Consider the following 26,340-nt stretch of genomic DNA (forward strand, 5'->3'; position numbering starts at 1 on the left):
CCCCAGCCGAGCGCCTGCGTGATCTACTGACGACCACGTAGGCCATCAGGTGTTGCGAGGACCCCAAGAATCCGCCCGGGGGACACGGGGCGGCGGGTGTTGGAGTGTGCGGTGCGCGTCAGAAGGACGGGATCAGGCCCTCGTCGGTGAGCATCGCGCTCACCTCCTCAAGGGTGGCGTCGGGGGCCGGAAGGATCAGGTCGGAGGGGTCGAGGGAGGCATCCGGAAGCGGCTCCCCCAGCTCCCGTACCTTCTCCAGGAGGGCGTGCAGCGTCCGGCGGAAGCCGTCGTGATCGCCCTTCTGCATCTCCGCGAGCAGCTCGTCGTCGAGCTTGTTCAGTTCGGTGAGGTGGCTGTCGGCCAGCCTCACCTGCCCCTCCCCCATGATCCTTACGATCATGATGCCGTCCTCAGGACTCGTAGGGTGCTTGACTCGGTGCTCGACTCCGCCGCCGGCTACTGCTTGTCGAACTTCGGGTGCGAGGACTGCTGCGCCTGGTCCTGCGGGGTGTTCGCGCCGCCCTCGATCGCCTGCTTCGGCGCCGGCCCGCCGGCCAGCTCCGCCTTCATCCGCTGAAGCTCCAGCTCGACGTCCGTACCGCCGGAGAGCCGGTCGAGCTCCGCCTGGATGTCGTCCTTGGCCAGCCCCGACTGGTCGTCGAGCGCGCCGGAGGCCAGCAGCTCGTCGATGGCCCCCGCCCGCGCCTGGAGCTGCGCGGTCTTGTCCTCGGCCCGCTGGATCGCGACGCCGACGTCGCTCATCTCCTCGGAGATGCCGGAGAACGACTCGGCGATCCGGGTCTGGGCCTGCGCCGCCGTGTACGTGGCCTTGATGGTCTCCTTCTTCGTACGGAAGGCGTCGACCTTGGCCTGGAGCCGCTGCGCCGCGAGCGTCAGCTTCTCCTCCTCGCCCTGCAGCGTCTGGTGCTGCACCTCGAGGTCGCTGACCTGCTGCTGCAGCGCGGCCCGCCGGGACAGCGCCTCACGCGCCAGGTCCTCGCGGCCGAGCGCCAGCGCCTTGCGGCCCTGGTCCTCCAGCTTGGTGGACTGGCCCTGGAGCTGGTTCAGCTGCAGTTCCAGGCGCTTGCGCGAGGTCGCCACGTCGGCAACGCCGCGGCGCACCTTCTGGAGCAGCTCCAGCTGCTTCTGGTAGGAGTAATCGAGGGTCTCGCGCGGATCCTCGGCCCGGTCAAGGGCCTTGTTTGCCTTCGCGCGGAAGATCATCCCCATACGCTTCATGACACCGCTCATGGGCTTCGCGCGCCCCCTTCTGACGGACTCGGCTCAAGCACTCCAACAGAACCCACAGTACGGGCCCTGCATCCATTACCGCACTGTTCGAGGGCGGATGCGCTCCTACCCAAGGACGACTGCGATCGGCTCCCGATCCGGCGCAAGGAGTAGGTGGCCGTCGGGAAACCGTGCCGGCTCCGCGAGACCGTCCCATTTCCGCCCGGTACGGACGCTTGTACGGACGCTGTTACGGACGCAGCTCGTTGCCGGATCGTTCCCCGAGGGGGTGGGGTCCATGCGCGGCACCCCGTACCCTTGGGTTTTGTGTTCCGTAGCCGTTCGAAGGAAGAGAAGGCCCCCACCGACAAGGTGACGGCGGACCTCTCCAAGCAGCCCCGCGACCCCGAGGCCCCCAAGGGCCGCCCGACCCCGAAGCGGAGTGAGGCCCAGGGCCAACGCCGCCGTGCGTCGTCGGCGCCGCTCGACCGCAAGGAGGCCATGCGCCGCCAGCGCGAGGCCCGCCGGACCGATCTCGCGCGTCAGCGTGAGGCGCTGGCCAGCGGTGACGAGCGTTATCTGCCGGCCCGTGACAAGGGTCCGGTCCGCCGCTTCGTGCGCGACTTCGTCGACTCACGCTTCTGCATCGCGGAGTTCTTCCTCCCGATGGCCGTCGTGATCCTGGTCCTGTCCATGATCCGCGTCGGTCAGCTGCAGAACATCTCGCTGCTGCTCTGGCTCGGTGTGATCGTGATGATCGTCATCGACTCGATCGGTATCTCGATCCGGCTGAAGAAGCAGCTGAACGAGCGCTTCCCGAACGAGCCGAAGCGTGGCGCGGTGGCCTACGGCCTGATGCGTACGCTCCAGATGCGCCGACTGCGTCTGCCGAAACCGCAGGTCAAGCGCGGAGAGCGGCCCTGAGCGCGGACCTCTCCGGCTTCGGGGGCGGAGCGCCCGCACACTGGTCGACCGGGTTCGGCGGGCTGCGTGACACCGTCCGCCAGGAGCTCGTGGCCCGTCAGCTCGACGAGCAGATAGCGGGCCGCTACCCGGTGGGCCAGCGCCTGCGGATACTCGATGTCGGCATGGGCGCGGGCACCCAGGCGCTCCGCCTGGCCCGTGCCGGGCACACGGTGACCGGCCTGGAGTCGGACGCCGAGCTGCTGAAGGCGGCCCGTGAGTCGCTGTCGACCGAGCCGGCCGGGATCCGCGAGCGGGTCCGGCTGATCGAAGGGGACGGACGCGAGACCGGCGTCCACTTCCTGCCCGGCAGCTTCGACGTGGTCCTCTGCCACGGCGTGCTGATGTACGCGCCGGACCCGGACGCGATGCTCGCGGGCCTCGCCCGGATGCTGGCACCCGGTGGCCTGCTCTCCCTGGTCGTACGGAACGCGGAGGCGCTGGCCATGCGGCCGGGGCTGGCCGGGGACTGGGCGGGCGCCACGGCCGCCTTCGACTCGGACGTGTACACGGACCGTACGGGCCAGAAGGTACGGGCGGACCGCCTGGACACCCTCACCTCGGCCCTCGCCGGAATCGCGGCGCCGCTGCACGCCTGGTACGGGGTGCGGGTCTTCACCGACGGCGTCGCGAACGACGTGGGCCTGCCCGCGGCCGAGGAACTGGAACGGCTCCTGGCGGCCGAGGACCGGGCGGGCCGGACGGAACCGTACCGGCGGATCGCGGCGCTGCTGCATCTGTGCGGCGTGCGCGGCTGAGACGGGGTATCGCGGCGGTGGGCCGGTAAGGGCGCCGGGCCCGGCGCTGTCCGCTCGGCGCCGTATGAGCGGCCGATCCGGCGAGTTGGGCCGGCCGGTCCGGCAACGTACAGACGGGCTGATCCGTCCAGTTGGATCCGCTCGGCCGGTCCGGCAACGCAGAGGCGGGCCGATCCGGCGAATTGGGCCAGGCGGTCCGGCAACGTACAGACGGGCCGATCCGGCGAATTGGATCCGCTCGGCCGGTCCGGCAACGTACAGGCGGGCCGATCCGGCGAGTTGGATCCGCTCGGCCGGTCCGGCGCCGTACAGACAGGGCCGGCTCCGGCACCTGGCGTGGATTCGGCGCGGCTGTCAGGCAGGACAGCTCCGGCTGCGTCCTGAATGTCGTGACCACGACCACCCCTCAGGCCGCGCGCGGCGAGACCTGGCGCGCCCTCTATCTGCATTTCCGGCCGCACCGCTGGACGGTCGCGCTCGGCGCCGTCTTCGCGCTGATCGGCGCCGCGAGCGGACTGGCCCAGCCCCTCGCGGCCAAGGCGCTCGTCGAACGGCTCGGCGGCGACCAGTCCATCGCGGGAGTACTCCTCGTCCTCACCGCGCTGGTGGTGGTGGGCACCGCCATCGACGCCCTCGGCGGGTACATCCTGGAACGCACCGCCGAGTCCGTCGTCCTCGCCGCCCGCCGCTCCCTCGTCGGACGGCTGCTGCGGCTGCGGCTCGTGGAAGTCGAGAAGACCCAGCCCGGCGATCTGATGTCCCGGGTCACCTCCGACACCACCCTGCTGCGCGCGGTCACGACCCAGTCGGTGGTCTCCGCCGCGACGGGCGGGCTCGCCTTCGTGGCGACGATCGTGATGATGGGCTTCATGGACCCCGTACTGCTCGGGGTCACCCTCGGTGTGATCGTGCTGATCGGCGGCGCGGTCGGGCTGGTCATGCCGAGGATCGCGCGGGCCACACAGCGCTCCCAGGAGGCCGTCGGGGAGATGTCGACGGTCCTGGAGCGGGTCTTCGGGGCGTTCCGTACCGTCAAGGCGTCCGGCGCGGAGGAGCGTGAGACCGCGATCGTGGAGGAGGCCGCGCGCGAGGCGTGGCGGCACGGTGTGAAATCGGCCAAGTGGCAGTCGGTGGCAGGGTCTTCGATCGGCCTCGCGGTGCAGGTGTCGTTCCTCGCGGTGCTGGGGATCGGCGGGGCGCGGGTGGCGTCCGGCGCGATATCCGTGGCGTCGCTCATCGCCTTCCTGCTGTTCCTCTTCTACCTGATCGACCCGGTCTCCAAGCTGGTGGAGGCGGCGACCCAGTTCCAGGTGGGGTCGGCGGCGATCGCCCGGATCCTGGAGGCCGAGCGGCTGGAGACGGAGGACCTGGGGTCCGGGCCCGGCTCCGGGAAAGCGTCGACCGGCTCCGAGGTGGTGCGGGACTCGGGGCCCGCGACGGTCACCTTCGAGGACGTCGAGTTCCGCTACCGGGACGACCTGCCGCCGGTGCACCACGGTGTCTCCTTCGAGGTGCCGGGCGCGGGCATGACGGCCTTCGTGGGCCCGTCCGGCGCGGGCAAGACGACCGTGTTCGGGCTGCTCGAACGGTTCTACGAGGTGACCGGCGGCCGGGTCCTGATCGACGGCAAGGACGTACGGGACTGGCGCCTGCCGGAACTCCGGGCCGCCATCGGCTATGTGGAGCAGGATGCTCCGGTGCTGTCGGGGACGCTGCGGGAGAACCTGGTCTTCGCTGCGCCGCACGTGACGGAGGAGGACATCCGGGACGTGCTCGTACGGGCCCGGTTGGACGGGGTCGTGGAGCGGCTCCCGGACGGCCTGGAGACGGTCGTGGGACACCGGGGTTCGAAGCTGTCCGGCGGCGAACGCCAGCGGGTGGCCATCGCCCGGGCGCTGCTGCGCAAGCCACGGCTGCTCCTGCTCGACGAGGCCACCTCGCAGCTCGACGCGGTCAACGAGCTGGCGCTGCGGGACGTGGTGGCGGAGGCGGCGCGGGAGACGACCGTGCTGGTGGTGGCGCACCGGCTGTCGACGGTGACGCTGGCCGACCGGATCGTGGTGATGGACGCGGGGCGGGTACGGGCAGTGGGCACGCACCAGGAGCTGGTGGCGGCGGATCCGCTGTACGGGGAGCTGGCGGCGACGCAGTTCCTGGCGGCGGGGGCGGGGGTGGAGACGGGGGCGGAGGCGCCCTGATCGGCTGTCTAATACGGGCCGGGTCGGGTGGACAAACGTGATACTCCGGACATGACTGTTTCTCTCTTCGCCCGCACGGTGGTCGCCGTGGCCGCCGTGGCGGCTCTGGTCGGGGGCTGCTCGGCGGCGCCTTCGTCGGCGCCGACGGCGCGGACCACGCAGGCGGCGGCGCCGGCGGTCGACAACGATCTCGAGAGCGACTACAAGACGGTGATCAGGAACGTGCTGCCGTCGGTGGTGCAGATCGAGGCGTCCAACAGCCTCGGCTCGGGGATCGTCTACGACGCCCAGGGGCATGTGGTCACCAACGCGCACGTGGTGGGCGGGGAGAACGCCTTCAAGGTCACCGTCGCCACGGGCGAGGCGGCGCTGGGCGCGAAGCTGGTGTCCAGCTACCCCGAGCAGGACCTCGCCGTCATCAAGCTGGACAGTGTCCCGGATGGGCTGAAACCGGCCAGGTTCGGCGACATCTCGAAGGTCGAGGTCGGCCAGATCGTGCTGGCGATGGGCTCGCCGCTGGGCCTGTCGAGCAGCGTCACCCAGGGCATCGTCTCGGCGACCGGACGGACCGTCAGCGAGGGCCGGGCGGGCGGCGGTACGGGCGCGACGATCGCCAACATGGTGCAGACGTCGGCGGCGATCAACCCGGGCAACAGCGGGGGCGCGCTGGTCAACCTCGACGGCGAGGTCATCGGCATCCCCACGCTGGCGGCGACCGACCCGGAACTGGGCGGCAGCGCGGCGCCGGGCATCGGCTTCGCGATCCCCGTCTCCATGGTCCGCACGGTCGCCGACCAGATCGTCAAGAGCGGCCGCGTCACCGACTCGGGCCGCGCGGCCCTGAACATCACCGGCCGCACGTTCCTCGACGACGAGTACCGCCCGGCGGGCGTGGCCGTGGTGGAGGTCCCGGCGGACGGAGCGGCGGCGAAGGCGGGGATCCGGCCGGGTGACGTCATCACGAAGGTGGACGACTCGGAGATCACGACGCTGACGTCGCTGGCGGAGGCGTTGGCGGGGAGGGGGCCGGGAGAGAGGGTGACGGTGACGTATGTGAGGGCGGGGGCGACGAGGACGGCGGCGGTGACGCTGGGCGAGATTTAGGGCCGCGGTGGTCTGCCCCCCGGTGCCCGGGACCGCCGGGGCGCCGCGTTCCCGGGCGACCGGGACCGCCGGGCACCGGGGCCGTTGGGGCGCCGCCTTACCGGGCGACCAGACCGACCGGGACCGCCGGGGGCCACCGGGCACCGGGACCGCCGGGGGTGCCGTCTTCCTGGGCGACCAGGACCGCCGGGGCACCGTCTCCCCGGGCCACCCGGGCCGCCGGGGCGCCGCGTTCCTGGGCGACCAGGACCGCCGGGGGCCACCGGGCACCGGGGGTGCCGGGGCCGTCGGGGCGCCGCCCACGTGGGCGGCCGACGCGGTCGGGGTGAACGGCGACGAAAGGGCGCCGCCCGTCGGTGCGTTGTGCCCACCCTCCCCCAGACTCCGTCCGGGGGACCCCCAGCCCTGCGGGACGATTGCCCACATCGGGACGTACCCGCGGCGCAAAGCTGCCGCGAAACGAGCCGGCCGCCCCGCAGGGCGCGGCGAAGCCGCCGCCTCCCCACCGGCGCCCGGGGGCCCAGCCCCCGGCAGGGTTTCGGGAAGGGGCGGGGTGGGGGATCGAAAAGCCCCCGCACACCGGTCCCGCCAGGCACGGCGGAGCCGCCGCCTCCCCACCGGCGCCCGGGGGCCCAGCCCCCGGCAGGGTTTCGGGAAGGGGCGGGGTGGGGGACAAAAACGCCCCCAGCCCCGCCGTCCGCTCTAGGACTCCGCGTTCAGGGGCATCGGGCCGTAAATCTTCGTCGCGTCCTCGAAGAGGACCACCTGATCCGCCCCGCCCTCCAGCAGCGGCCTCCAGTACTCACCGATCCACGACTCCGCGTCCCCCTGCGTCGTGAATTCGTCCGGCTCCACCGCCGGGGTGACCTCCGTGCCGTCGGACTTCTCGAACCGCCACGTCCATGCCATGTGTCCGCCTCCCGAGTCCCAACCGTTCCTGCCCGCAGCGTAGCCGGGCGCGCACCCCGCGCGGGGACGCGGGAGGATCGTGGGCGTGGAACTGACTCTGCTCGGCACCGGCGCCCCCGGTGGGCTGCCCCGCCCCGACTGTCCCTGTGCTGCCTGCGCCCTCGCCCGGGGGGAGCGGGCGCGGGCCGCGACCGCCGTGCTCGTGGACGGGGCGCTGCTGCTCGATCTGACGCCGGGCGCCGCGCTGGCCGCCGCCCGGGCGGGGCAGACGCTCGTCGGCGTACGGCAGGTGCTGCTGACGCATCCGCACGAGGGGCCCGCGCTTGAGCTGCCCGCCGGGCTGCCGACGGCCGGGCGGGTGCCGGACGGGCGGGAGCTGACGCTGATCAGCGGGCACCGGGTGCGGGCGGTGGCGATGGACTCGCCGGGCACGGGGTACGAGGTGACCTCGCCGGACGGGGAGCGGCTGCTGTACCTGCCGCCCGGCGGGGCGCCCGCGGGGCTGCTGGAGGACCACCGTACGTACGACATGGTCGTCGCGGACATCGTCGGGCGGCCGGACGCGCTGGCCCGGCTGCGGGCGAGTGGGGCGATCGGGCCTACCACGGACGTCGTGGCGGTGCACCTGGACCACGACGTGCCGCCGGGGCCCGAGCTGGACCGCCGGCTCGCCGCGGCCGGGGCGCGGGCCGTGCCCGACGGGACGACGCTGGTCGTGGGCGAGTACCACGAGGTGCCCGACGTGCCGCGCCGCACGCTGGTGACGGGCGGGGCCCGGTCGGGGAAGTCGCTGGAGGCCGAGCGGCGCCTGGAGTCGTTCCCGGAGGTCGTGTACGTGGCGACCTCGGGGACCCGGGAGGGCGATCCGGAGTGGGCGGCGCGGGTGAGCCTGCACCGGGACCGGCGCCCGGGGTCGTGGCGGACGCTGGAGACCTGCGATCTGGTGCCCCTCCTCGAAGAGGAGGGGCCGGCGCTGCTGATCGACTGTCTGGCACTGTGGCTGACGGACGCGATGGACCGGGTCGGCGCCTGGGACGACGACACCTGGGCCGACGGCGGGCAGGAGGCGCTGCGGGAGCGGGTGGCGGAGCTGCTGGCGGCGGTGCGGGCGACCTCCCGTACGGTCGTGGTGGTGACCAACGAGGTGGGGTCCGGGGTGGTGCCGGCGACCGCGTCGGGGCGGCGGTTCCGGGACGAGCTGGGGCGGCTGAACGCCGCGTTCGGCGACGAGTGCGAGCACGTCCTGCTGGTGGTCGCGGGACAGGCCCTGCCGCTGCGCGGCTGACGGCCGCGCAGCGGTGGGCGCGCCCCCGGCCCAGGACCAGGGCCGTCGAGGCCGGGCCCGCCGACGCCGGCCCCCGGCCGCCCCGCGCTCCCCGACGGTACGTCACAGGCTCCCGGTACTGTTCGACGAATGACCTGGCTGCTGTTGACGTCTCGAGGCGGAATGCTGTGAACCTGGACGACTTCTCCGACCTGATCGAACGCCCCGACAACGGGATGCGCCGCGACGCCGAGGAGCGCCGCGAGCGGCTCGCCGTGGCCCCCGGCGCGCTGGGCCGGCTGGACGAACTGGGCGAATGGCTCTCGGCCGCGCAGGCCTCCGTGCCGGTCAAGGCGATCGAACAGCCGCGAGTGGTGCTGTTCGCGGGCGACCACGGGGTGGCGCGGCTCGGGGTGTCGGGCCGTCCGGCGGGAACGTCGCACGAGCTCGTACGGTCCGTCCTCGACGGTGCGAGCCCGGTCGCGGTCCTGGCGCGCCGGATGGGCGTACCCGTGCGGATCGTGGACGCCGGCCTGGACTGCGACCCGGAGCTGCTGCCCGACGAGGTGGTACGGCACCGGGTGCGGCGGGGCAGCGGCCGGATCGACGTCGAGGACGCGCTGAGCGCCGAGGAGGCGGAGGCGGCCGTACGGCTGGGGATGGCGATCGCCGACGAGGAGGCCGACTCGGGCACGGATCTGGTGGTGCTCGGCGATCTGAGCGTGGGTGGCACGACGCCCGCCTCGACGCTGATCGCGGCGCTGTGCGGGACCGACGCCTCGGTGGTGACCGGGCGGGGCGGCGCCGGGATCGACGATCTGGCGTGGATGCGCAAGTGCGCGGCGATCCGGGACGCGCTGCGGCGGGCCCGGCCGGTCCTGGGTGACCAGCTGGCGCTGCTGGCGACGGTGGGCGGCGCCGATCTGGCGGCGACGACCGGGTTCCTGCTGCAGAGCGCGGTGCGCCGGATGCCGGTGATCCTGGACGGTGTGGTGTCGGCGGCGTGCGCGCTGGTGGCGCAGCGGGCGGCGTTCCGGGCGCCGGACTGGTGGCTGGCGGGCCAGCTCACGGGCGAGCCGGCGCAGGCGAAGGCCTTGGACCGGATGGCACTCAACCCTCTGCTCTCCCACAGCGTCACTGTGGGAGAAGGAACCGGGGCATTGCTCGCGCTTCCGCTCGTCCAGGCCTCCGCCGCGCTCGCCGCCGAGCTGCCGGAGGCCGCCCCGGACCTGACCCGTCCGGAGGCCGCGTCGGACGGTGCGGACGTGCGGGCCTCGTCGTAGTTCGGAGTTCGGACCGGATGGCCGGTCCGGCCGCCACCGCAGCGCGGTGACAGCCGGACCGGCGCCCGTCATGACCCGTGATGCCCCATATGATCACGTTTCATGGGAGAGGTCCGTTTGTCTGCCGCACCGTCCGTCGAAGGAACGCCCGGGGGCAGCGGCCGGTCGCGACGCGCCGCCGCGTTCGCCGTCTGGTACCTCCGGGTCGTCACGTTCATCAACTTCCTGGGCGCCGTCTGGGTCTCCCTCGGCCAGGACCTGCGCCGGCACAACTCGGACGACCTCTTCACCCCGTACCTGCTGACCGCGGGCTTCGCCTCCGGGGCCTTCACGCTGCTCCTGGCGGTCACCATGCGCCGCCGCAAGCGCGCCGCGTGGATCCTCAACCTGGTGTTCAGCGGCGCCTTCCTGGTGCTGTTCGCGCTGGTGATGGTCTTCCCGGAGATCCGCGAGCATCCGCAGAACTGGGTGTCGCTGGTCCTCACCGCCGCGTTCGTCTGCTCGCTGCTGCTCGGCCGCAAGGAGTTCTACGCCAAGGGCGACCGCTCCAACCCGGCGCTGGCGGCGGCCGTCGGCGCCGGCGGGCTGCTGGTCACCTCGCTGCTCGCGGCCGTCCTGGTCACCGCCACCAACACCGCCGCCGGGCCGTCCAGTTTCCTGGAGCGCTGGCGGTACGGCGTGATGCGGCTGGTCACCCTCGCCGCCGACGACTCGGGCTTCCCGGGGATCGCCACACCCGGCTGGGTCGACGTCACCATCAACGTCCTGTCCACGCTGCTGCTGTTCGCGGTGCTGCTGGCCGCGTTCCGCTCGCGCCGGGCGGTCGACCCGCTCACCGAGGAGGACGAGGAGCGGCTGCGCCGGCTGCTCGACAAGCACGGGGAGCGTGACTCGCTGGGCTACTTCGCGCTGCGCCGGGAGAAGAGCGTGATCTGGTCGCCGAGCGAGAAGGCGGCCGTCGCCTACCGCGTGGTCGGCGGGGTGTCGCTGGCCTCCGGCGACCCGATCGGCGACCCGGAGGCCTGGCCGGGCGCGATCGAGCCGTGGCTCGCCGAGGCCCGGGAACACGGCTGGATCCCGGCGGTGATGGGCGCGAGCGAGGAGGCGGGCACGATCTACGCCCGGCACGGTCTCGACGCGCTGGAGCTCGGGGACGAGGCGATCGTGGAGACCGCCGAGTTCACCCTGGAGGGCCGGGCGATGCGCACGGTCCGCCAGGCGTACAACCGGGTGAAGCGGGCCGGCTACGAGGTGCGGATCCGCCGCCACGCGGAGATCCCGGCCGACGAACTGGCCGAGCTGCTGCGCAAGGCCGACGACTGGCGCGACGGGGCCACCGAGCGCGGCTTCTCCATGGCGCTGGGGCGGCTGGGCGACCCGGCCGACGGGCAGTGCGTGATGCTCGAATGCACCGACGCCACGGGGCGGCTGAGGGCGCTGCTGTCCTTCGTGCCGTGGGGGCCCAGGGGTCTCTCGCTGGACCTGATGCGCCGTGACCGGGACTCCGAGAACGGCCTGATGGAGTTCATGGTCATCGAACTGCTCCAGCGCGCGAAGGAGATCGGGATCACTCAGGTCTCGCTGAACTTCGCGATGTTCCGGTCGGTCTTCGAACGTGGCGCGAAGCTCGGGGCGGGCCCCGTGCTCCGGCTGTGGCGCTCGCTGCTCAGCTTCTTCTCCCGCTGGTGGCAGATCGAGTCGCTGTACCGCGCCAACGCCAAGTACCGACCGATCTGGGAGCCCCGCTTCATGCTGTTCGAGAAGAGTGCCGACCTGCTGCGCATCGGCCTGGCGGCCGGCCGCGCCGAGGGCTTCCTGGAGGCCCCGGGTCTCCCGAAGTTCCTGCACCGCAAGCACCTGGCGGGCAGACGGTGAGGGCGTTCGCACTGCGCGAGTGGGGGCCGCTGTTCCGGTCCGTACGAAACGCTCTGGCCGCCCGGCGGTGGCGGGCGGTGCCCTTGACGCTGGTGGCGGTCTGTCTGACGGCCCTGTTCCAGTTCGTCCAGAACCAGGACTGGGGCTACCAGCCGGTGCAGAACATCGGCTCCGTACGGGCCGAGGATCCGCTGTGGCTGGCGCTGCTGCGTACCCCGCTGTCGCTGTTCGTGCCGGCGCTCGACCTGCCGGTGTGGGGCGCGCTGGCGCAGATCCTGCTGGTGTTCGGGATCGCGGAGATATGCCTGGGCCGGTGGCGGACGCTTCTCATCGCCTATCTGGCGACGCTGGGCGGGACGCTGTACGCGCGCGTGGGCATCGCGCTGGGCCCGGACCACCCGCTCGGGCTGCCCGCATCGGACGCGCAGGTGGTGGACACCGGGCCGTCGGCGGCGGTCGTCGGGCTCGCGGTGTACGTCTGCTACCGCAAGCGGGCCTGGCTGACGGGCGCGCTGGTGATCGTGGCGATGGTCGTCGAGATAATGATCAAGAACAATCTGGCGGGCAAGGAGCACCTGGCGGCGATCGCGGTGGTGCTGGTGGTGTGCGCCGTCTCGGCGCTGCGCGATCACCGATGGTCGGGTCCGCGTCCCGGCACCCGTTCCTGGAAGCCGCCGATCAGATCCTGAAAGCGGCGGGCGACCCGGCTCCAGCGGCGGTCGTGGTGGTAGGCGCGCAGGCCCGCACGCGCGCGTGCCTTGGGCCGCCGGGCGTAGACCCGGCGGGCCCACAGCGAGCCGGGCCGGGCCAGCCGCAGGGCGGCGACGATCGCGACGAACGGCAACAGGGTGCCGATGACGGCGAGCCGGAACTTCCCCTTGAACAGCGCCACGAGCACGAAGAGGAAGTTCAGCGCGAGGCTGACCACCAGCGATACGCGGTTCTGCCGTTCCTCGGTGGTGAGTTCGTTGACACCGAGCGGTGAGAAGCCGCCGAGCGTGAGCGTCACCAGGGCGGCGGTGAGGACGACGACCTCCACGCTCTTGCGCCCCTGCTCGCTCCAGTAGACGTCGTCGAGGTGGAGGATCAGCGCGAACTCGTCGAGGACGAGCCCGGCGCCCGCCCCGAACAGGACGGCGAAGACGCCGGCCGCCCAGCCGCCCTGCCGACCGGCCGCGACGGCGCCGAAGCCGCCGACCACGACGAGGACGACGCCGGGCACCACGTGGTGGATGTGCAGGCCGCCGGAGGAGACGTTACGGAACGGCCCCTTCCCGGCCCGGATGAGCCGGGTGACGGTCCGGGTGGCCAGAAAGGTCAGCACGAAGGAGGCGAGCGCGAGCAGCAGCGGGAGCTTGCCGGGCTCGACGATGTTCTGGGAGAACCAGTGACCCATGCCACCTGCTTCCGATATGCGCGTTATGCGTAACTTACCGGGCAGGGGCGGCCGCTACCCTCCCGGGCATGGACGGCATCCGGTTCGCTTTCGGCACGCTCACCGTGCTCCCCGCCCGCGTCACCCGCTGGGACCGGGACGCGGCCCGCGCCGGAATGCTCTGCGCCCCGCTGGCGGGACTGGTCGTGGGTGTGCTCGCGGCGGCGACCGCGGGGCTGCTCCTGCTGGCCGGCGCGGGTCCGCTGCTCGCCGCCGTCGCCTCGGTGGCGGTCCCGGCGGCGCTGACCCGCGGGCTTCACCTGGACGGCCTCGCGGACACCGCCGACGGGCTCGGCAGCGCGAAGCCCGCCGAGGACGCCCTGCGGATCATGAAGCAGTCGGACATCGGCCCGTTCGGCGTCCTCACCCTCCTGTTCGTGCTGCTCGCGCAGGTCGCGGCGGCGTACGAGCTGTACGGCGAGGGCTGGGCGCGCGGCGCGGTGGCCACGGTCCTCGCCGCCGCCGTCTCCCGGCTCGCCCTGACCCTGGCCTGCCACCGGAGCGTGCCCGCGGCCCGCCCCGAGGGACTGGGCGCCATGGTCGCGGGCACCGTCCCCCAGCCGCACGCGCTGGCCGCCACCGCCCTCGTGATCGCCCTGTGCGGGGCAGCCGGCGCCCTCTTCGACCCGTACGCCGCCGTGCTCCACGCCCTGGCGGCCGTGGCGGCGACGGCGGCGGCCATGGTGCTGCTGCGCCACTGCGTACGCCGCTTCGGCGGGGTGACCGGCGACGTCTTCGGCGCCGTGGAGGAGACGGCGGCCACCACCGCCCTTGTCGCCCTGACCCTCGGCTGAGTCCTCGAAGGCCTTCGGTGGGGGCGGCCCGTCAGCCGGCGGGCTCCAGGCTGTGCGGCAGCGTCCCCCAGGGCTGTGCCCCGGCGCCCGGCACACAGCAGTGGACCGAGGTGGCGATCCGGGCGTCGGCCGGAGCCGCGTAGACCAGATGGCAGTAGTGGTCGGCGACCGGCAGGTCCAGGCCGCGGTAGCTGTCCCAGGGCCCTTCGAAGGTCACCAGCAGGTCCGCCAGGGAGGCGTAGGAAGGGTGCGGGTGGGCGCCGTGGTTGAGGACGAGGGTCCGCGCGCCCGCCGCCCGCGCGGAGGCCGCGAGACGGCGGTAGTGCGGCAGCGACTCCGGCCCGGTCGGCACCTGGTCGAGGAACGCCCCGTCCACGCCGTACCAGTCGCGGTGGCGCAGCAGATCGGTGACGACCTCGGCGTGCGGGCGGCGGCCGTACGCCGTGTCGGCGTAGCCGAGGACCCGTACGCCCGCCGTGCGCAGCCGGGCGGCGACGGCGGCGAAGTCCGGGTCCGCGCGGTGGCCTGCGCCGTCGTCGGGGTTGAGCACGACCCCGTACAGCCGGGGCGCCGCCTCGACCATGGCCGTCCAGGCCTCGGGGCGGTCGGCGGGGTGGGCGTAGAAGGGCACCAGGAGCGAGGAGTTCACCGGCGCTCCCTCGCCGCGGCCGCAGCGGCCGCCGTCCCGCGGAATCCCCGTACACGCATCTCTTCAGCCCCCGGATCCGTGGAGATGGCACAAAGGGGACATCCCCCTTGTACGAATGAGGCGAGTGTGGCTCAGCGCACCGAGTCCGCGCGGTAAACATGAAAGAGACGCCACGGATGAGTGAATCGGCGGCGGCGTGATCGAAGGCGACGACCGCGCGTAGGCTCGTTCCCGGCGCTCGATCGGGCCGAATTACGATGCGGCGACCCGGTCGGCCACCCCTCCGACTGCGCGGACCGCACTCAGAACTCAAACGGAAGCGAGATTTCACCACCGTGACTGCTCTCACTCTCAGCACTGCCGGCGCGGCGACGCTGCGCGCCGACGCCCTCGTGGTCGGCGTCGCCAAGGGCGGCAAGGGGCTCGTCGTGGCTCCGGGCGCCGAGGCCGTCGACACGGCGTTCGACGGAAGGCTGGCGGCCGTCCTGGAGACCCTGGGTGCCTCCGGTGCCGAGGGTGAGGCCACCAAGCTTCCCGCCCCGGCCGGCGTCAAGACGCCGGTCGTCCTCGCGGTCGGCCTGGGCCAGGCCCCCGCCGACGGCGAGGGCTACGACCCCGAGGCGCTGCGCCGCGCGGCCGGCACCGCCGCCCGCGTCCTGGCCGGTGCCAAGAAGGCCGCCTTCGCGCTGCCCGTCGAGGCCGTGGAGGACGCCGAGGCGATCGCGGAGGGCGCGCTGCTCGGCGCGTACTCCTTCGACGCCTTCCGCTCGTCGGCCAACGGCAAGGACGCCAAGAAGCCGCTCGCCGAGGTGGCGCTGCTCGGCGCCAAGCCCCGCGACAAGGCCTACAAGGCCGCCGCCGAGCGCGCGCTGGCGCTGACGGAGGAGATCAACCGCGCCCGCGACCTGATCAACATGCCGCCGAACGCCCTCACCCCCGCCTCCTTCGCCGCCACCGCCACCGCGGCCGGCAAGGAGCACGGCCTGAAGGTGCAGGTGCTCGACGAGAAGGCGCTCACCAAGGGCGGCTACGGCGGCATCCTCGGCGTCGGCGCCGGCTCCGCCAACCCGCCCCGCCTGGTCCGGATCGCCTACACCCACCCGGACGCGGAGAAGACCCTCGCCCTGGTCGGCAAGGGCATCACCTACGACTCGGGCGGCATCTCGCTGAAGCCGGCCGGTCACAACGAGACCATGAAGTGCGACATGAGCGGCGCCGCGGCCGTCTTCGCCGCCGTCGTCGCGGCCGCCCGCATCGGCCTCGCCGTCAACGTCACGGGCTGGCTGGCCCTGGCCGAGAACATGCCGTCCGGCACGGCCACCCGCCCGGGTGACGTCCTCACCATGTACACGGGCAAGACCGTGGAGGTCCTCAACACCGACGCCGAGGGCCGTCTGGTGCTGGCCGACGCGCTCGCCAAGGCCTCCGAGGAGAACCCGGACGCGATCGTCGACGTGGCCACCCTCACCGGCGCGATGGTGCTGGCGCTGGGCAACCGCACTTTCGGCATCATGGCCAACGACGACGCCTTCCGCACCGCGATCCACGAGATCGCCGAGGAGGTCGGCGAGCAGTCCTGGCCGATGCCGCTCCCGGCGGACCTGCGCAAGGGCATGGACTCCCCCACGGCCGACATCGCCAACATGGGTGAGCGGATGGGCGGCGGCCTGGTCGCCGGTCTCTTCCTGAAGGAGTTCGTCGGCGAGGGCATCACCTGGGCCCACCTCGACATCGCGGGCCCGGCCTTCCACGAGGGCGCGCCGTACGGCTACACCCCGAAGGGCGGTACGGGATCCGCCGTCCGCACCCTGGTGAAGCTGGCCGAGCGCACGGCCGAGGGCGACCTGGGCTGACGCCGAGCCTCCATGAAAGCGGCGCTGGACGGCCCTGGGCATTGTGGCCCGGGGCCGTCCTCGCGGTTTCGCCCTCGACGAAATCCGTACGTTCGTACGCTCCGGTAACCGGCGGACACGGACGATCAGCCGTCTCAGACCCCGGCCCCGCGTCTCCTCTTCCGGCAACAAGTGCGAAGATGGGTGACCGGCAGGACAGGGCCCCCACCACAGGGCCGAAGAATCAGCGGCCGAACACCAGCCGCCCGCCCGGTCATCGAGGACCGGCGACCGGCGCACATGCATGGAGGACGTGACGTGGCGAACGACGCCAGCACCGTTTTCGACCTAGTGATCCTCGGCGGCGGTAGCGGCGGCTATGCCGCGGCGCTGCGCGGAGCGCAGCTGGGCCTGGACGTCGCACTGATCGAGAAGAACAAGCTCGGCGGCACCTGCCTGCACAACGGCTGCATCCCCACCAAGGCCCTGCTGCACGCCGGTGAGGTCGCGGACCAGGCCCGTGAGGCCGAACAGTTCGGTGTGAAGGCCACCTTCGACGGCATCGACATCAAGGCCGTCCACAAGTACAAGGACGACGTGATCTCGGGCCTCTACAAGGGCCTCCAGGGACTCGTCGCCTCCCGCAAGGTGACATACATCGAGGGTGAGGGTCGTCTCTCTTCCCCGACCTCCGTCGAGGTGAACGGCCAGCGTGTCGAGGGCCGCCACGTCCTCCTCGCGACCGGCTCCGTGCCGAAGTCGCTGCCGGGTCTGGAGATCGACGGCAACCGCGTCATCTCCTCGGACCACGCGCTGACCCTGGACCGGGTCCCGGAGTCCGCGATCATCCTCGGCGGCGGTGTCATCGGCGTCGAGTTCGCCTCCGCGTGGAAGTCCTTCGGCACCGACGTCACCGTCATCGAGGGCCTGAAGCACCTCGTCCCGGTCGAGGACGAGAACAGCTCGAAGCTTCTTGAGCGCGCCTTCCGCAAGCGCGGCATCAAGTTCAATCTCGGCACCTTCTTCCAGTCCGCCGAGTACACCGACAACGGCGTCAAGGTCACCCTCGCCGACGGCAAGACCTTCGAGGCGGAGGTGCTGCTCGTCGCCATCGGCCGCGGCCCGGTCTCGGCCGGCCTCGGTTACGAGGAGCAGGGCGTCGCGATGGACCGCGGCTACGTCCTGGTCGACGAGTACATGCGTACCAACGTGCCGACGATCTCGGCCGTGGGCGACCTCGTCCCGACCCTCCAGCTCGCGCACGTCGGCTTCGCCGAGGGCATCCTGGTAGCGGAGCGTCTGGCCGGTCTGAAGACCGTTCCGATCGACTACGACGGCGTGCCCCGGGTGACGTACTGCCACCCCGAGGTCGCCTCCGTGGGTATCACCGAGGCGAAGGCCAAGGAGATCTACGGCGCGGACAAGGTCGTCGCCCTGAAGTACAACCTCGCGGGCAACGGCAAGAGCAAGATCCTCAAGACCGCGGGCGAGATCAAGCTCGTCCAGGTCAAGGACGGTGCCGTGGTCGGCGTCCACATGGTCGGTGACCGCATGGGCGAGCAGGTCGGCGAAGCGCAGCTGATCTACAACTGGGAGGCGCTGCCGGCCGAGGTCGCGCAGCTCATCCACGCCCACCCGACGCAGAACGAGGCGCTCGGCGAGGCGCACCTGGCGCTCGCCGGCAAGCCCCTCCACTCCCACGACTGAGCCCCTCGGCCCAGGGCGCGACGACCACATTCCGCAATTCGTTAGGAGCAACTGAAACCATGTCGGTTTCCGTAACCCTGCCGGCGCTCGGCGAGAGCGTCACCGAGGGCACCGTCACCCGCTGGCTGAAGGCCGAGGGTGAGCGTGTCGAGGCCGACGAGCCGCTGCTCGAGGTCTCGACCGACAAGGTCGACACCGAGATCCCGGCCCCGGCCTCGGGTGTCCTGGCCTCCATCAAGGTCGCCGAGGACGAGACCGTCGAGGTCGGCGCCGAGCTCGCCGTCATCGACGACGGCAGCGGCGCCCCCGCGGCCGCTCCGGCCCCCGCCGCCGAGGAGGCTCCGGCCCCCGCCGCCGAGCCCACCCCGGCTCCGGCCGCCGAGGCCCCCGCCGCTGCCGCTCCGGCCGCCGAGGCTCCGGCCGCCCCGGCCGGCGGCGCGTCCGGCACCGAGGTCGTCCTGCCCGCGCTGGGCGAGTCGGTCACCGAGGGCACCGTCACCCGCTGGCTGAAGGAGGTCGGCGAGTCCGTCGAGGCCGACGAGCCGCTGCTCGAGGTCTCCACGGACAAGGTCGACACCGAGATCCCGGCCCCGGTCTCCGGTGTTCTCCTGGAGATCACCGTCGCCGAGGACGAGACCGCCGAGGTCGGCGCCAAGCTGGCCGTCATCGGCGCCCCGGGTGCGGCTCCGGCCGCCGCCCCGGCCCCGGCCGCCCCGGCTCCGGCCGCCGCCCCGACTGCCGCTCCGGCCCAGGCCGCCCCGGCTGCCCCCGCCGCTGCTCCGGCCGCCCCGGCCCCGGCTCCCGCCGAGCCGGCCGCTCCGGCTCCGGCTCCGGCTCCGGCTCCGGCTCCGGCCCAGGCCGCCCCGGCCGCCGCCGCGCCGGCTCCGGTCACCCCGGCTCCGGCCGAGGACGGCGCGTACGTGACCCCGCTGGTCCGTAAGCTCGCCGCCGAGAACGGCGTCGACCTCGCGGCCGTCAAGGGCACCGGCGTCGGTGGCCGCATCCGCAAGCAGGACGTCCTCGCCGCCGCCGAGGCCGCCAAGGCCGCCGCCGCCGCCCCGGCGCCGGTCGCCGCCGCTCCTGCCGCGGCCAAGAAGGCCCCGGCCCTGGAGGTCTCCCCCCTCCGCGGCCAGACGGTCAAGATGACCCGCATGCGCAAGGTCATCGGCGACAACATGATGAAGGCGCTGCACGGCCAGGCCCAGCTGTCCTCGGTCGTCGAGGTCGACATCACCAAGCTGATGAAGCTGCGCGGCCAGGCCAAGGACTCCTTCGCCGCCCGTGAGGGCGTCAAGCTGTCCCCGATGCCGTTCTTCGTCAAGGCCGCGGCCCAGGCGCTGAAGGCCCACCCGGTCATCAACGCCCGGATCAACGAGGACGAGGGCACCATCACGTACTTCGACTCGGAGAACATCGGCATCGCCGTGGACTCCGAGAAGGGTCTGATGACGCCGGTCATCAAGGGCGCCGGCGACCTGAACATCGCCGGTATCGCCAAGGCCACCGCCGACCTGGCGGGCAAGGTCCGCGGCAACAAGATCACGCCGGACGAGCTGGCCGGTGCGACCTTCACCATCAGCAACACCGGCTCGCGCGGTGCGCTGTTCGACACGATCATCGTGCCGCCGAACCAGGTCGCGATCCTGGGCATCGGTGCCACGGTCAAGCGTCCGGCGGTCATCGAGACCGCCGAGGGCACCGTCATCGGCGTCCGGGACATGACGTACCTGACGCTCTCCTACGACCACCGTCTGGTGGACGGCGCCGACGCCGCCCGCTACCTGACCGCGGTCAAGGCGATCCTGGAGGCCGGTGAGTTCGAGGTCGAGCTCGGCCTCTGAGCTACTCGGCTGTAACCAGCCTCACCAGCGGCGCCCCCGTCCGGGAGTACTTCGGACGGGGGCGCCGCCGTATTGTCTTCACTGTCCACTGGTTTGAGGGAGCGCCCATGACCATGCCCGTCGTCCACTCGCTGCGCGAACAGATCCGCGAGCACATCGTGGAGGGCATTGTGAGCGGGCGCTGGAAGCCGGGCGAGCGGATCGTCGAGCGACGGATCGCCACCGAACTGGAGGTCAGCCAGACGCCCGTACGGGAGGCGCTGCGCGAGCTGGAGTCGCTGCGGCTGATCGAGTCCGCGCCCAACAAGGGCGTACGGGTCCGCAATCTCACCGCGGCCGACCTGGAGGAGAGCTACCCCGTCCGGGCCGGTCTGGAGCAGATCGCCGCCGAGCTCGCGGCCGGCCGGCTCGCGGACGACTGCTCGGCCCTGGAGCCGCATGTGGCGGCGCTGTACGAGGCCGACCGGGCCGCCGACGGCACGGCGCAGGTGCGTCACACGGTGGCCTTCCACCGGGAGCTGGTGAAGGCGGCCGGAAACAGCGTCCTGCTGCACACCTGGGAGGGCCTGGGGATCGAGGTCTTCACGGCCCTGTCGATCCGCTGGCTCGGCACGGTGCAGAAGTCGTACGCGGAGGAGCACCAGGAGCTGGTCGACGCGTTCCGGCGACGCGATCCGAGGATCGGTGCTCTGGTGAAGGAGCACGTTCTCGGGTGTGCGCCGCGCGCCTGATTTAGGCCGATTCGTCGCGGCACCCCGTGCCCTCTTTCAAGGCACGGAATGCCAATTTCGTTGTGCGGAGAAGTTTTTGGCCGTCCCCCTTTGATCGATCATCGATCAGCCATTTACAGTCGACGGCGGGCCGCACCCCGGCCCCTGCCCTGTCCTGCCAGACATGGCCTTTTCTCCACCCCCATCCTGTCCGGAAGGCGGCGATCATGACCGATCCCGTAGGCAAGATTCCGAGCGAGCTCGACCAGCTCCCGGACCGTGACACCGAGGAGACCGCCGAGTGGGCGGCCTCCCTCGACGCCGTCACCAAGGCCGCCGGCCCGCACCGGGCCGCCTACCTGATGCGCCGCACGCTGCAGCACGCCGAGGGCGTCGACGGTGTCGACCTGCCCAAGCTGCTGGAGACCGACTACGTCAACACCATCCCCACCGCCACCGAGCCGTCGCACGGCGGCGACGAGGAGATGGAGCGGAAGATCACCGCGTGGAACCGCTGGAACGCGGCCGCGATGGTCAGCCGCGGTGCCAAGAACGGTGTCGGCGGCCACATCGCGACCTTCGCGTCGGCGGCCTGGCTCTACGAGACCGGCTTCAACCACTTCTTCCGCGGGAAGGAGGGCGACGGCTCCGGCGACCAGCTGTACATCCAGGGCCACGCCTCCCCCGGCATCTACGCCCGCGCCTTCCTCGACGGCCGCCTCACCGAGGCCCACCTCGACAACTTCCGCCAGGAGGCCGGCGGCAACGGCCTCCCGTCCTACCCGCACCCGCGCCGCCTGCCCTGGCTATGGGAGTTCCCGACCGTCTCCATGGGTCTCGGTCCCCTCTCCGCCATCTACCAGGCACGGTTCAACCGCTACCTCACCAACCGCGGCATCAAGGACGTCTCGTCCTCGCACGTGTGGGCGTTCCTCGGTGACGGCGAGATGGACGAGCCCGAGTCGACCGCGGCTCTCGCCCTGGCATCCCGCGAGGGCCTGGACAATCTGACCTTCGTCATCAACTGCAACCTTCAGCGCCTCGACGGCCCGGTCCGCGCCAACTTCAAGATCGTGCAGGAGCTGGAGGCGCAGTTCCGCGGCGCCGGCTGGAACGTCGTGAAGTCGCTCTGGGGCAACGCCTGGGACGAACTGTTCCAGCTCGACACCACCGGCGCCCTGGTCCGCCGCCTCCGTGAGGTGCCGGACGCGCAGGTCCAGACGTACCAGACCCGCGACGCCGCCTACATACGCCAGGACTTCTTCGGTGCCGACCCGGCGCTCGTCGAGATGGCGAAGCTGCTGAGCGACGACAAGATCCTCGAGTGCTTCCACCTCTCGCGCGGTGGCCACGAGCCGCGCAAGGTGTACGCCGCGTACAAGGCCGCCGTGGAGCACAAGGGCGCCCCGACGGTGATCCTCGCGCAGACCGTGAAGGGCTTCACCCTCGGCGAGGGCTTCGCCTCCAAGAACGCGAACCACCAGATGAAGAAGCTGTCGGTGGACGAGTTCAAGGCCATGCGTGACCTGCTGGAGCTGCCGATCTCGGACGCGCAGTTCGCCGACGGCGTGGTGCCGTACGGCCACCCGGGCGCCGACGCCCCCGAGGTCCGCTACCTCCAGGAGCGCCGCGCGGCCCTCGGCGGCCCGGCCCCGGCCCGCCGTACGCACCCGCTGGCCCCGCTGCCCGCCCCCGCCGACAAGGCGTTCGCCGCCTTCGACAAGGGCTCCGGCTCGCAGTCGGTCGCCACGACCATGGCGTTCGTGCGGCTCGTCAAGGACCTGGTCCGCGACAAGGAGACCGGCAAGCGCTGGGTGCCGATCGTCCCGGACGAGGCCCGGACCTTCGGCATGGAGTCGCTCTTCCCGTCGCTCGGCATCTACTCCCCCAAGGGGCAGACGTACGAGCCGGTCGACCGCGACCAGCTCATGTACTACAAGGAGGCCGTCAACGGTCAGATCCTCAACGAGGGGATCACCGAGGCCGGTTCGATGGCCGACTTCATCGCCGCGTCCACCGCGTACGCGACGCACGGCGAGGCGATGATCCCGTTCTACATCTTCTACTCGATGTTCGGCTGGCAGCGCACGGCCGACCAGATGTGGCAGCTCGGCGACCAGCTGGGCCGCGGCTTCCTGGTCGGCGCGACCGCGGGCCGTACGACGCTGACCGGTGAGGGTCTGCAGCACGCGGACGGCCACTCCCCGATGATCGCGGCGACCAACCCGGCGGCGCTCACCTACGACCCGGCGTTCGCCTACGAGATCGCGGCGATCGTCAAGGACGGTCTGCGCCGGATGTACGGGGAGGCGGCCCCGGGCGAGGACCCGAACGTCTTCTACTACCTCACGGTCTACAACGAGCCGATGCCGCAGCCGGCCAAGCCCGAGGGCGTGGACGAGGGCATCATCAAGGGCCTGTACCGCTTCAACACGGCGGAGTCGGCCGGTCTGGACGTGCCGGCGAACGCCGGGCGCATCCAGCTGCTCAGCTCCGGCACGGCCATCCACTGGGCTCTTGAGGCGCAGAAGCTGCTGGCCGCCGACTGGGGCGTGGCCGCCGACGTGTGGTCGGCGACCTCCTGGACGGAGCTGCGGCGTGACGCCCTGGAGGCGGACGCGGCGCTGCTGCGCGGCGAGGAGCGGGCGCCGTACATCCGTACGGCCCTGGAGGGCGTCGAGTCGCCGGTGCTGGCCGTGACCGACTACATGCGCCAGGTCCCGGACCAGATCGCGCAGTGGGTCGAGCAGGACTACTCGTCGCTGGGCGCCGACGGCTTCGGCCTCTCGGACACCCGCGAGGCGGCCCGCCGCCACTTCGGCGTCGACGCCCAGTCGATCGTCGTCGCGTCCCTGGCGCAGCTGGCCCGCCGCGGCGAGGCTCCGGCCTCGTCGGTGAAGGAGGCCCGGGACCGCTACGGGCTCTGACGCGCCCGGGCGTGGGGGTCCCCCGGCGAAGCCAGGGGGAGAACCGAGCCTCAAAAAAAGGGGGTGGCACGCATGATGGAGTCATGCGTGCCGCCCGGCTGATCAAGATGGTTCTTCTGCTCCAGTCCCGTCCGTCGATGACGGCGGCCGAACTGGCCGCGGAGCTGGAAGTGTCCGAACGCACCATCACCCGTGATGCCCTCGCCCTCTCGGAGGCGGGGGTTCCGGTGTATGCGGACCGGGGCAGGGCCGGTGGCTACCGGCTCGTCGGCGGTTACCGCACCCGGTTGACGGGGCTGGCCCGGGGTGAGGCGGAGGCGTTGTTCCTGTCCGGGCTGCCGGGGGCGCTGCGGGACATGGGGCTTCAGGACGCGGCCTCGGCGGCCCGGCTGAAGGTGTCCGCCGCACTCATGCCCTCGCTGCGGGACGCTCCGGAGTCGGCGGCGCAGCGCTTCCTGCTGGACGCGCCGGGCTGGTACCAGGAGCCGGAGACGCCGTCGTTCCTCGCGCCGATCGCCGAGGCGGTCTGGGACGACCGGATGATCTCGGCGCGCTACCGGCGCGGGGACACCGAGGTGGAGCGGGAGCTGGCGCCGTACGGGCTCGTTCTGAAGGCGGGCGTCTGGTATCTGTGCGCCCGCGCGGGCGGGGCCTTCCGTACGTACCGGGTGGATCGTTTCACGGCGGTCGCGCTCGGCGAGGAACGGTACGTACGGGACGAGGCGTTCGACCTGCCGGCCTACTGGGCGGAGCGCGCGGCGGAGTTCGCCCGCTCGATCCTGCGCGCCGAGATCGTGCTGCGGCTCTCGGCGGCGGGGGCGCGCCGGCTGCCGTATGTGACGGACCGCGCTGCGGCCGAGGAGGCGCTGGCGGGCGGTGTGGTGGAGGACGGCGGCCGGACGACGGTGACGCTCCTTGTGGAGAGTGAGGAGGTCGCCTTCGCCCAGCTGCTCGCGCTCGGCCCGGAGGCGGAGGTGCTCCGGCCCGAGTCGCTGCGGTCCCGTTTCGCGGCGGCGGCCGAGGGCCTGGCGGCTCTCTACCGGTAGTCGGCCACGTCCACCTGCCCGCCCGCCTCCTTGGCGACGATGAAGCCCCAGGCGTCCGGCTGCGAACCGTCGGCGTCCGTGAAGCCGTACTCCTTGGCGAGCTGGCCGCTGGAGAGCGACTGCCCGTTCCAGCGTGCCCGGTCCGGGTCCGCGGCGAGGGCGGTGACGGCGCGGCCGACGTAGACGGGGGACTCGGCGACGGCGAAGTCGGGGAGTTTCCCGGTCGCGTCGCGCCAGTTCGCCTCGGTCACCTTGAAGTGGTCCAGCATCTGTTCGGAGCGCAGCCAGCCGGGCGTGACGGAGACCGCGGTGCAGCCGGAGGGCTTGAGGTCGTGGGAGAGGGCGAAGGCCATCCGGATGGGGGCGGTCTTCGCCAGGTCGTAGTAGATGTTCTCGCGGTAGTGCGTGCTGTTGTAGTCGTGGGTGCCGTCGGTGACCTCCACGAGCAGTCCGCCCGGGTTGCGGATGAGCAGCGGCACGGCGGCCGAGCTGGTGATGAGGTGGCTCTTCACGCCCAGTTCCAGCATGCGCAGTCCGTCGGCGAGGTCCACCTCGTGGATCTTCTTGCCGAAGCCGGCCACAACCAGGTGCTCGCCGCCCCAGATGTCGTTGACGAGGATGTCCAGCCGGCCCTGCTCGGTGTCGATCCGCTCGACGAGCGCGCGGACCTGATCGGCCTCCAGGTGGTCGGTGGGTACGGCGATCCCCTTTCCGCCGGCCGCCGTGACGAGTTCGGCGGTCTCTTCGATGGTCTCGGTCGTCCGGCCGACTTCACTGACCTTCGTACGGGTGGTCCGGCCGGTGACGTAGACGGTGGCCCCGGCCGTGCCGAGCTGGACGGCGATGGCCCGGCCCGCGCCCCGGGTCGCGCCCGCGACCAGGGCGATCCGGCCGGCCAGAGGCTGCTGGGTGGTGTTTTCGGTCGTCATATGTCGACGGTCACACGGATACCCGACACCTGCTGTCCGGTTTCATTTCGGCTGCTCCACGTGCGCGGCCCTGCGCGAAGCCCGATGCTGGTCCCGTGATGGACGAGACGGAGTTCTGGGAGATCGTGGACAGCGCCCGTGAGGCGGCCGAGGGCGACCCCGAGGAGCAGGCGGATCTGCTCGTCGAGCGGCTGCTTCAGCTGGATCCGGACTCCGTCCTCGACTTCGCCCGGCACTTCGAGGCCCGCTACAACCGGGCGTACCGCTGGGACCTCTGGGGGGCGGCGGCGGTGCTTCTGGACGGGGCCGGTGACGACGTCTTCGACTACTTCCGCTGCTGGCTGATCGGGCAGGGCCGGGAGGTCTTCGAGGGGGCGGTGCACGACCCGGACGCGCTGGCGGAGCTGCTGGAGGACTTCGACGAGGAGATCGACGGGGACGGGGAGGAGCTGGGCTTCGCCGCGGACGAGGCGTACGAGCAGCTGACCGGGGTGGTGGCGCCGGACCTGGGGATCGCGCCGCAGACGGCGGAGCCGGAGGGCACTCCGATCGACCTGGAGGACGAGGAGGCCCTGGCGGGCCGCTACCCCCGGCTGTGGGAGCGGTTCGCCCGCTGACCGACGGCCGGGACCCCACCGGTGGATCCGGTCGCCCCGGCCGGCACCCGCCGGGTGGATCCGGTCCGCCCCGGAGACCTCGGGGCGGACCGGCGGGCGGGGCGGGGAGGCCGTCCTCCTCCCCTGCCCGCCCGGGTCGGGAGCCCGTGCCTGTCCGTGGCCTCAGGCTCGTGCTCAGGGGCCATGCCCAGAGGCCCGTGCTCAGGGCCCGTGCTCAGGGCCCGTGCTCAGGGCCCGTGCTCAGGGCCCGTGCTCAGGGCCCGTGCTCA

The 26,340-nt window shown here is 72.2% G+C and carries 22 protein-coding genes; 16 read left to right on the forward strand and 6 right to left on the reverse strand.

Features of this window, described 5'->3' with window-relative positions; genetic code table 11:
- Window positions 1-118: 118 nt before the first annotated feature.
- On the reverse strand, window positions 119-400 hold the full coding sequence (pspAA, locus tag IEZ01_RS08680) for a PspA-associated protein PspAA (RefSeq protein ID WP_189200828.1): 282 nt from the start codon (window positions 398-400) through the stop codon (window positions 119-121).
- Between the two features lie 56 nt (window positions 401-456).
- Window positions 457-1,251 carry a PspA/IM30 family protein gene (locus IEZ01_RS08685; protein WP_078513272.1) on the reverse strand — a complete coding sequence of 265 codons (795 nt, stop codon included), beginning with the start codon at window positions 1,249-1,251 and terminating at the stop codon, window positions 457-459.
- Between the two features lie 306 nt (window positions 1,252-1,557).
- Here IEZ01_RS08685 and IEZ01_RS08690 point away from each other — a divergent pair, with 306 nt between their 5' ends.
- The 4 genes from IEZ01_RS08690 (at window position 1,558) to IEZ01_RS08705 (ending at window position 6,253) form a co-directional block, all read left to right on the forward strand.
- On the forward strand, window positions 1,558-2,154 hold the full coding sequence (locus IEZ01_RS08690; protein WP_028797441.1) for a DUF3043 domain-containing protein: 597 nt from the start codon (window positions 1,558-1,560) through the stop codon (window positions 2,152-2,154).
- A gap of 62 nt (window positions 2,155-2,216) precedes the next feature.
- A complete protein-coding gene (locus IEZ01_RS08695; RefSeq protein ID WP_189201168.1) occupies window positions 2,217-2,951 on the forward strand; it encodes a class I SAM-dependent methyltransferase in 735 nt (244 codons plus the stop codon).
- Window positions 2,952-3,340: 389 nt separating this feature from the next.
- Window positions 3,341-5,149, forward strand: coding sequence for an ABC transporter ATP-binding protein (locus IEZ01_RS08700; RefSeq protein WP_019885658.1), 1,809 nt, complete (start codon window positions 3,341-3,343; stop codon window positions 5,147-5,149).
- Between the two features lie 51 nt (window positions 5,150-5,200).
- Window positions 5,201-6,253: a S1C family serine protease gene (locus IEZ01_RS08705; protein WP_189200830.1), complete on the forward strand. Its 1,053-nt coding sequence runs from the start codon at window positions 5,201-5,203 to the stop codon at window positions 6,251-6,253.
- Window positions 6,254-6,955: 702 nt separating this feature from the next.
- On the opposite strand, the gene IEZ01_RS08710 is transcribed toward IEZ01_RS08705, so the two are convergent.
- On the reverse strand, window positions 6,956-7,162 hold the full coding sequence (locus IEZ01_RS08710; RefSeq protein WP_019885663.1) for a hypothetical protein: 207 nt from the start codon (window positions 7,160-7,162) through the stop codon (window positions 6,956-6,958).
- A gap of 85 nt (window positions 7,163-7,247) precedes the next feature.
- Between IEZ01_RS08710 and IEZ01_RS08715 the strand changes: the two genes are divergently transcribed.
- The 4 genes from IEZ01_RS08715 (at window position 7,248) to IEZ01_RS08730 (ending at window position 12,273) form a co-directional block, all read left to right on the forward strand.
- Window positions 7,248-8,447: a bifunctional adenosylcobinamide kinase/adenosylcobinamide-phosphate guanylyltransferase gene (locus IEZ01_RS08715; RefSeq protein ID WP_019885665.1), complete on the forward strand. Its 1,200-nt coding sequence runs from the start codon at window positions 7,248-7,250 to the stop codon at window positions 8,445-8,447.
- A 167-nt stretch (window positions 8,448-8,614) separates the two neighbouring features.
- On the forward strand, window positions 8,615-9,709 hold the full coding sequence (gene cobT / locus IEZ01_RS08720; protein ID WP_019885666.1) for a nicotinate-nucleotide--dimethylbenzimidazole phosphoribosyltransferase: 1,095 nt from the start codon (window positions 8,615-8,617) through the stop codon (window positions 9,707-9,709).
- Window positions 9,710-9,811: 102 nt separating this feature from the next.
- A complete protein-coding gene (locus tag IEZ01_RS08725; RefSeq protein WP_028797442.1) occupies window positions 9,812-11,584 on the forward strand; it encodes a phosphatidylglycerol lysyltransferase domain-containing protein in 1,773 nt (590 codons plus the stop codon).
- The gene (locus tag IEZ01_RS08730) at window positions 11,581-12,273 is read left to right on the forward strand and encodes a hypothetical protein (protein WP_189200832.1); all 693 of its coding nucleotides are present in this window, start codon (window positions 11,581-11,583) and stop codon (window positions 12,271-12,273) included. The genes IEZ01_RS08725 and IEZ01_RS08730 overlap by 4 nt, the downstream gene beginning before the upstream one ends.
- Here IEZ01_RS08730 and IEZ01_RS08735 read toward each other — a convergent pair.
- Window positions 12,213-12,980 carry a hypothetical protein gene (locus IEZ01_RS08735; protein ID WP_189200834.1) on the reverse strand — a complete coding sequence of 256 codons (768 nt, stop codon included), beginning with the start codon at window positions 12,978-12,980 and terminating at the stop codon, window positions 12,213-12,215. The genes IEZ01_RS08730 and IEZ01_RS08735 overlap by 61 nt on opposite strands.
- A gap of 68 nt (window positions 12,981-13,048) precedes the next feature.
- Here IEZ01_RS08735 and cobS point away from each other — a divergent pair, with 68 nt between their 5' ends.
- Window positions 13,049-13,813, forward strand: a complete 765-nt coding sequence (gene cobS, locus IEZ01_RS08740) for an adenosylcobinamide-GDP ribazoletransferase (protein ID WP_019885671.1) — start codon at window positions 13,049-13,051, stop codon at window positions 13,811-13,813.
- A 31-nt stretch (window positions 13,814-13,844) separates the two neighbouring features.
- Here cobS and IEZ01_RS08745 read toward each other — a convergent pair whose 3' ends face one another.
- A complete protein-coding gene (locus IEZ01_RS08745; protein WP_189200836.1) occupies window positions 13,845-14,462 on the reverse strand; it encodes a spherulation-specific family 4 protein in 618 nt (205 codons plus the stop codon).
- Window positions 14,463-14,797: 335 nt separating this feature from the next.
- Here IEZ01_RS08745 and IEZ01_RS08750 point away from each other — a divergent pair, with 335 nt between their 5' ends.
- The 6 genes from IEZ01_RS08750 to IEZ01_RS08775 all read left to right on the forward strand — a co-directional run bounded on the left by IEZ01_RS08750 (window position 14,798) and on the right by IEZ01_RS08775 (window position 24,525).
- Window positions 14,798-16,315: a leucyl aminopeptidase gene (locus IEZ01_RS08750; protein WP_019885674.1), complete on the forward strand. Its 1,518-nt coding sequence runs from the start codon at window positions 14,798-14,800 to the stop codon at window positions 16,313-16,315.
- A gap of 297 nt (window positions 16,316-16,612) precedes the next feature.
- Entirely contained in the window at window positions 16,613-18,001 is a 1,389-nt protein-coding gene (gene lpdA / locus IEZ01_RS08755) for a dihydrolipoyl dehydrogenase (protein WP_019885675.1), read from the forward strand.
- 59 nt (window positions 18,002-18,060) lie between these two features.
- Window positions 18,061-19,842, forward strand: coding sequence for a 2-oxoglutarate dehydrogenase, E2 component, dihydrolipoamide succinyltransferase (gene sucB, locus IEZ01_RS08760; protein ID WP_189200838.1), 1,782 nt, complete (start codon window positions 18,061-18,063; stop codon window positions 19,840-19,842).
- Between the two features lie 107 nt (window positions 19,843-19,949).
- Window positions 19,950-20,573, forward strand: a complete 624-nt coding sequence (locus tag IEZ01_RS08765; protein ID WP_019885677.1) for a GntR family transcriptional regulator — start codon at window positions 19,950-19,952, stop codon at window positions 20,571-20,573.
- 206 nt (window positions 20,574-20,779) lie between these two features.
- Complete coding sequence (gene aceE, locus IEZ01_RS08770) at window positions 20,780-23,479, forward strand: pyruvate dehydrogenase (acetyl-transferring), homodimeric type (RefSeq protein ID WP_189200840.1); 2,700 nt, start codon at window positions 20,780-20,782, stop codon at window positions 23,477-23,479.
- Window positions 23,480-23,562: 83 nt separating this feature from the next.
- Window positions 23,563-24,525 (forward strand): helix-turn-helix transcriptional regulator, encoded by a 963-nt coding sequence (locus tag IEZ01_RS08775; RefSeq protein WP_019885679.1) that lies wholly within the window; start codon window positions 23,563-23,565, stop codon window positions 24,523-24,525.
- On the opposite strand, the gene IEZ01_RS08780 is transcribed toward IEZ01_RS08775, so the two are convergent.
- A complete protein-coding gene (locus IEZ01_RS08780) occupies window positions 24,516-25,454 on the reverse strand; it encodes an SDR family oxidoreductase (protein WP_189200842.1) in 939 nt (312 codons plus the stop codon). The two genes, IEZ01_RS08775 and IEZ01_RS08780, sit on opposite strands and share 10 nt — an antisense overlap.
- 98 nt (window positions 25,455-25,552) lie before the next feature.
- Here IEZ01_RS08780 and IEZ01_RS08785 point away from each other — a divergent pair, with 98 nt between their 5' ends.
- Window positions 25,553-26,071, forward strand: coding sequence for a DUF4240 domain-containing protein (locus tag IEZ01_RS08785; protein ID WP_019885681.1), 519 nt, complete (start codon window positions 25,553-25,555; stop codon window positions 26,069-26,071).
- The last annotated feature ends 269 nt before the right edge of the window (window positions 26,072-26,340 follow it).

It is taken from the genome of Streptomyces purpureus (assembly GCF_014648195.1).
GTDB lineage: Bacteria > Actinomycetota > Actinomycetes > Streptomycetales > Streptomycetaceae > Streptomyces > Streptomyces purpureus.

Coding starts and splice junctions, on each gene's coding strand:
- pspAA (WP_189200828.1), bottom strand. CDS start 400: ATGATCGTAAGGATCATGGGGGAGGGGCAGGTGAGGCTGGCCGACAGC.
- IEZ01_RS08685 (WP_078513272.1), bottom strand. CDS start 1,251: ATGAGCGGTGTCATGAAGCGTATGGGGATGATCTTCCGCGCGAAGGCA.
- IEZ01_RS08705 (WP_189200830.1), top strand. CDS start 5,201: ATGACTGTTTCTCTCTTCGCCCGCACGGTGGTCGCCGTGGCCGCCGTG.
- IEZ01_RS08710 (WP_019885663.1), bottom strand. CDS start 7,162: ATGGCATGGACGTGGCGGTTCGAGAAGTCCGACGGCACGGAGGTCACC.
- IEZ01_RS08725 (WP_028797442.1), top strand. CDS start 9,812: ATGGGAGAGGTCCGTTTGTCTGCCGCACCGTCCGTCGAAGGAACGCCC.
- IEZ01_RS08735 (WP_189200834.1), bottom strand. CDS start 12,980: ATGGGTCACTGGTTCTCCCAGAACATCGTCGAGCCCGGCAAGCTCCCG.
- cobS (WP_019885671.1), top strand. CDS start 13,049: ATGGACGGCATCCGGTTCGCTTTCGGCACGCTCACCGTGCTCCCCGCC.
- sucB (WP_189200838.1), top strand. CDS start 18,061: ATGTCGGTTTCCGTAACCCTGCCGGCGCTCGGCGAGAGCGTCACCGAG.
- IEZ01_RS08765 (WP_019885677.1), top strand. CDS start 19,950: ATGACCATGCCCGTCGTCCACTCGCTGCGCGAACAGATCCGCGAGCAC.
- aceE (WP_189200840.1), top strand. CDS start 20,780: ATGACCGATCCCGTAGGCAAGATTCCGAGCGAGCTCGACCAGCTCCCG.
- IEZ01_RS08775 (WP_019885679.1), top strand. CDS start 23,563: ATGCGTGCCGCCCGGCTGATCAAGATGGTTCTTCTGCTCCAGTCCCGT.
- IEZ01_RS08780 (WP_189200842.1), bottom strand. CDS start 25,454: ATGACGACCGAAAACACCACCCAGCAGCCTCTGGCCGGCCGGATCGCC.
- IEZ01_RS08785 (WP_019885681.1), top strand. CDS start 25,553: ATGGACGAGACGGAGTTCTGGGAGATCGTGGACAGCGCCCGTGAGGCG.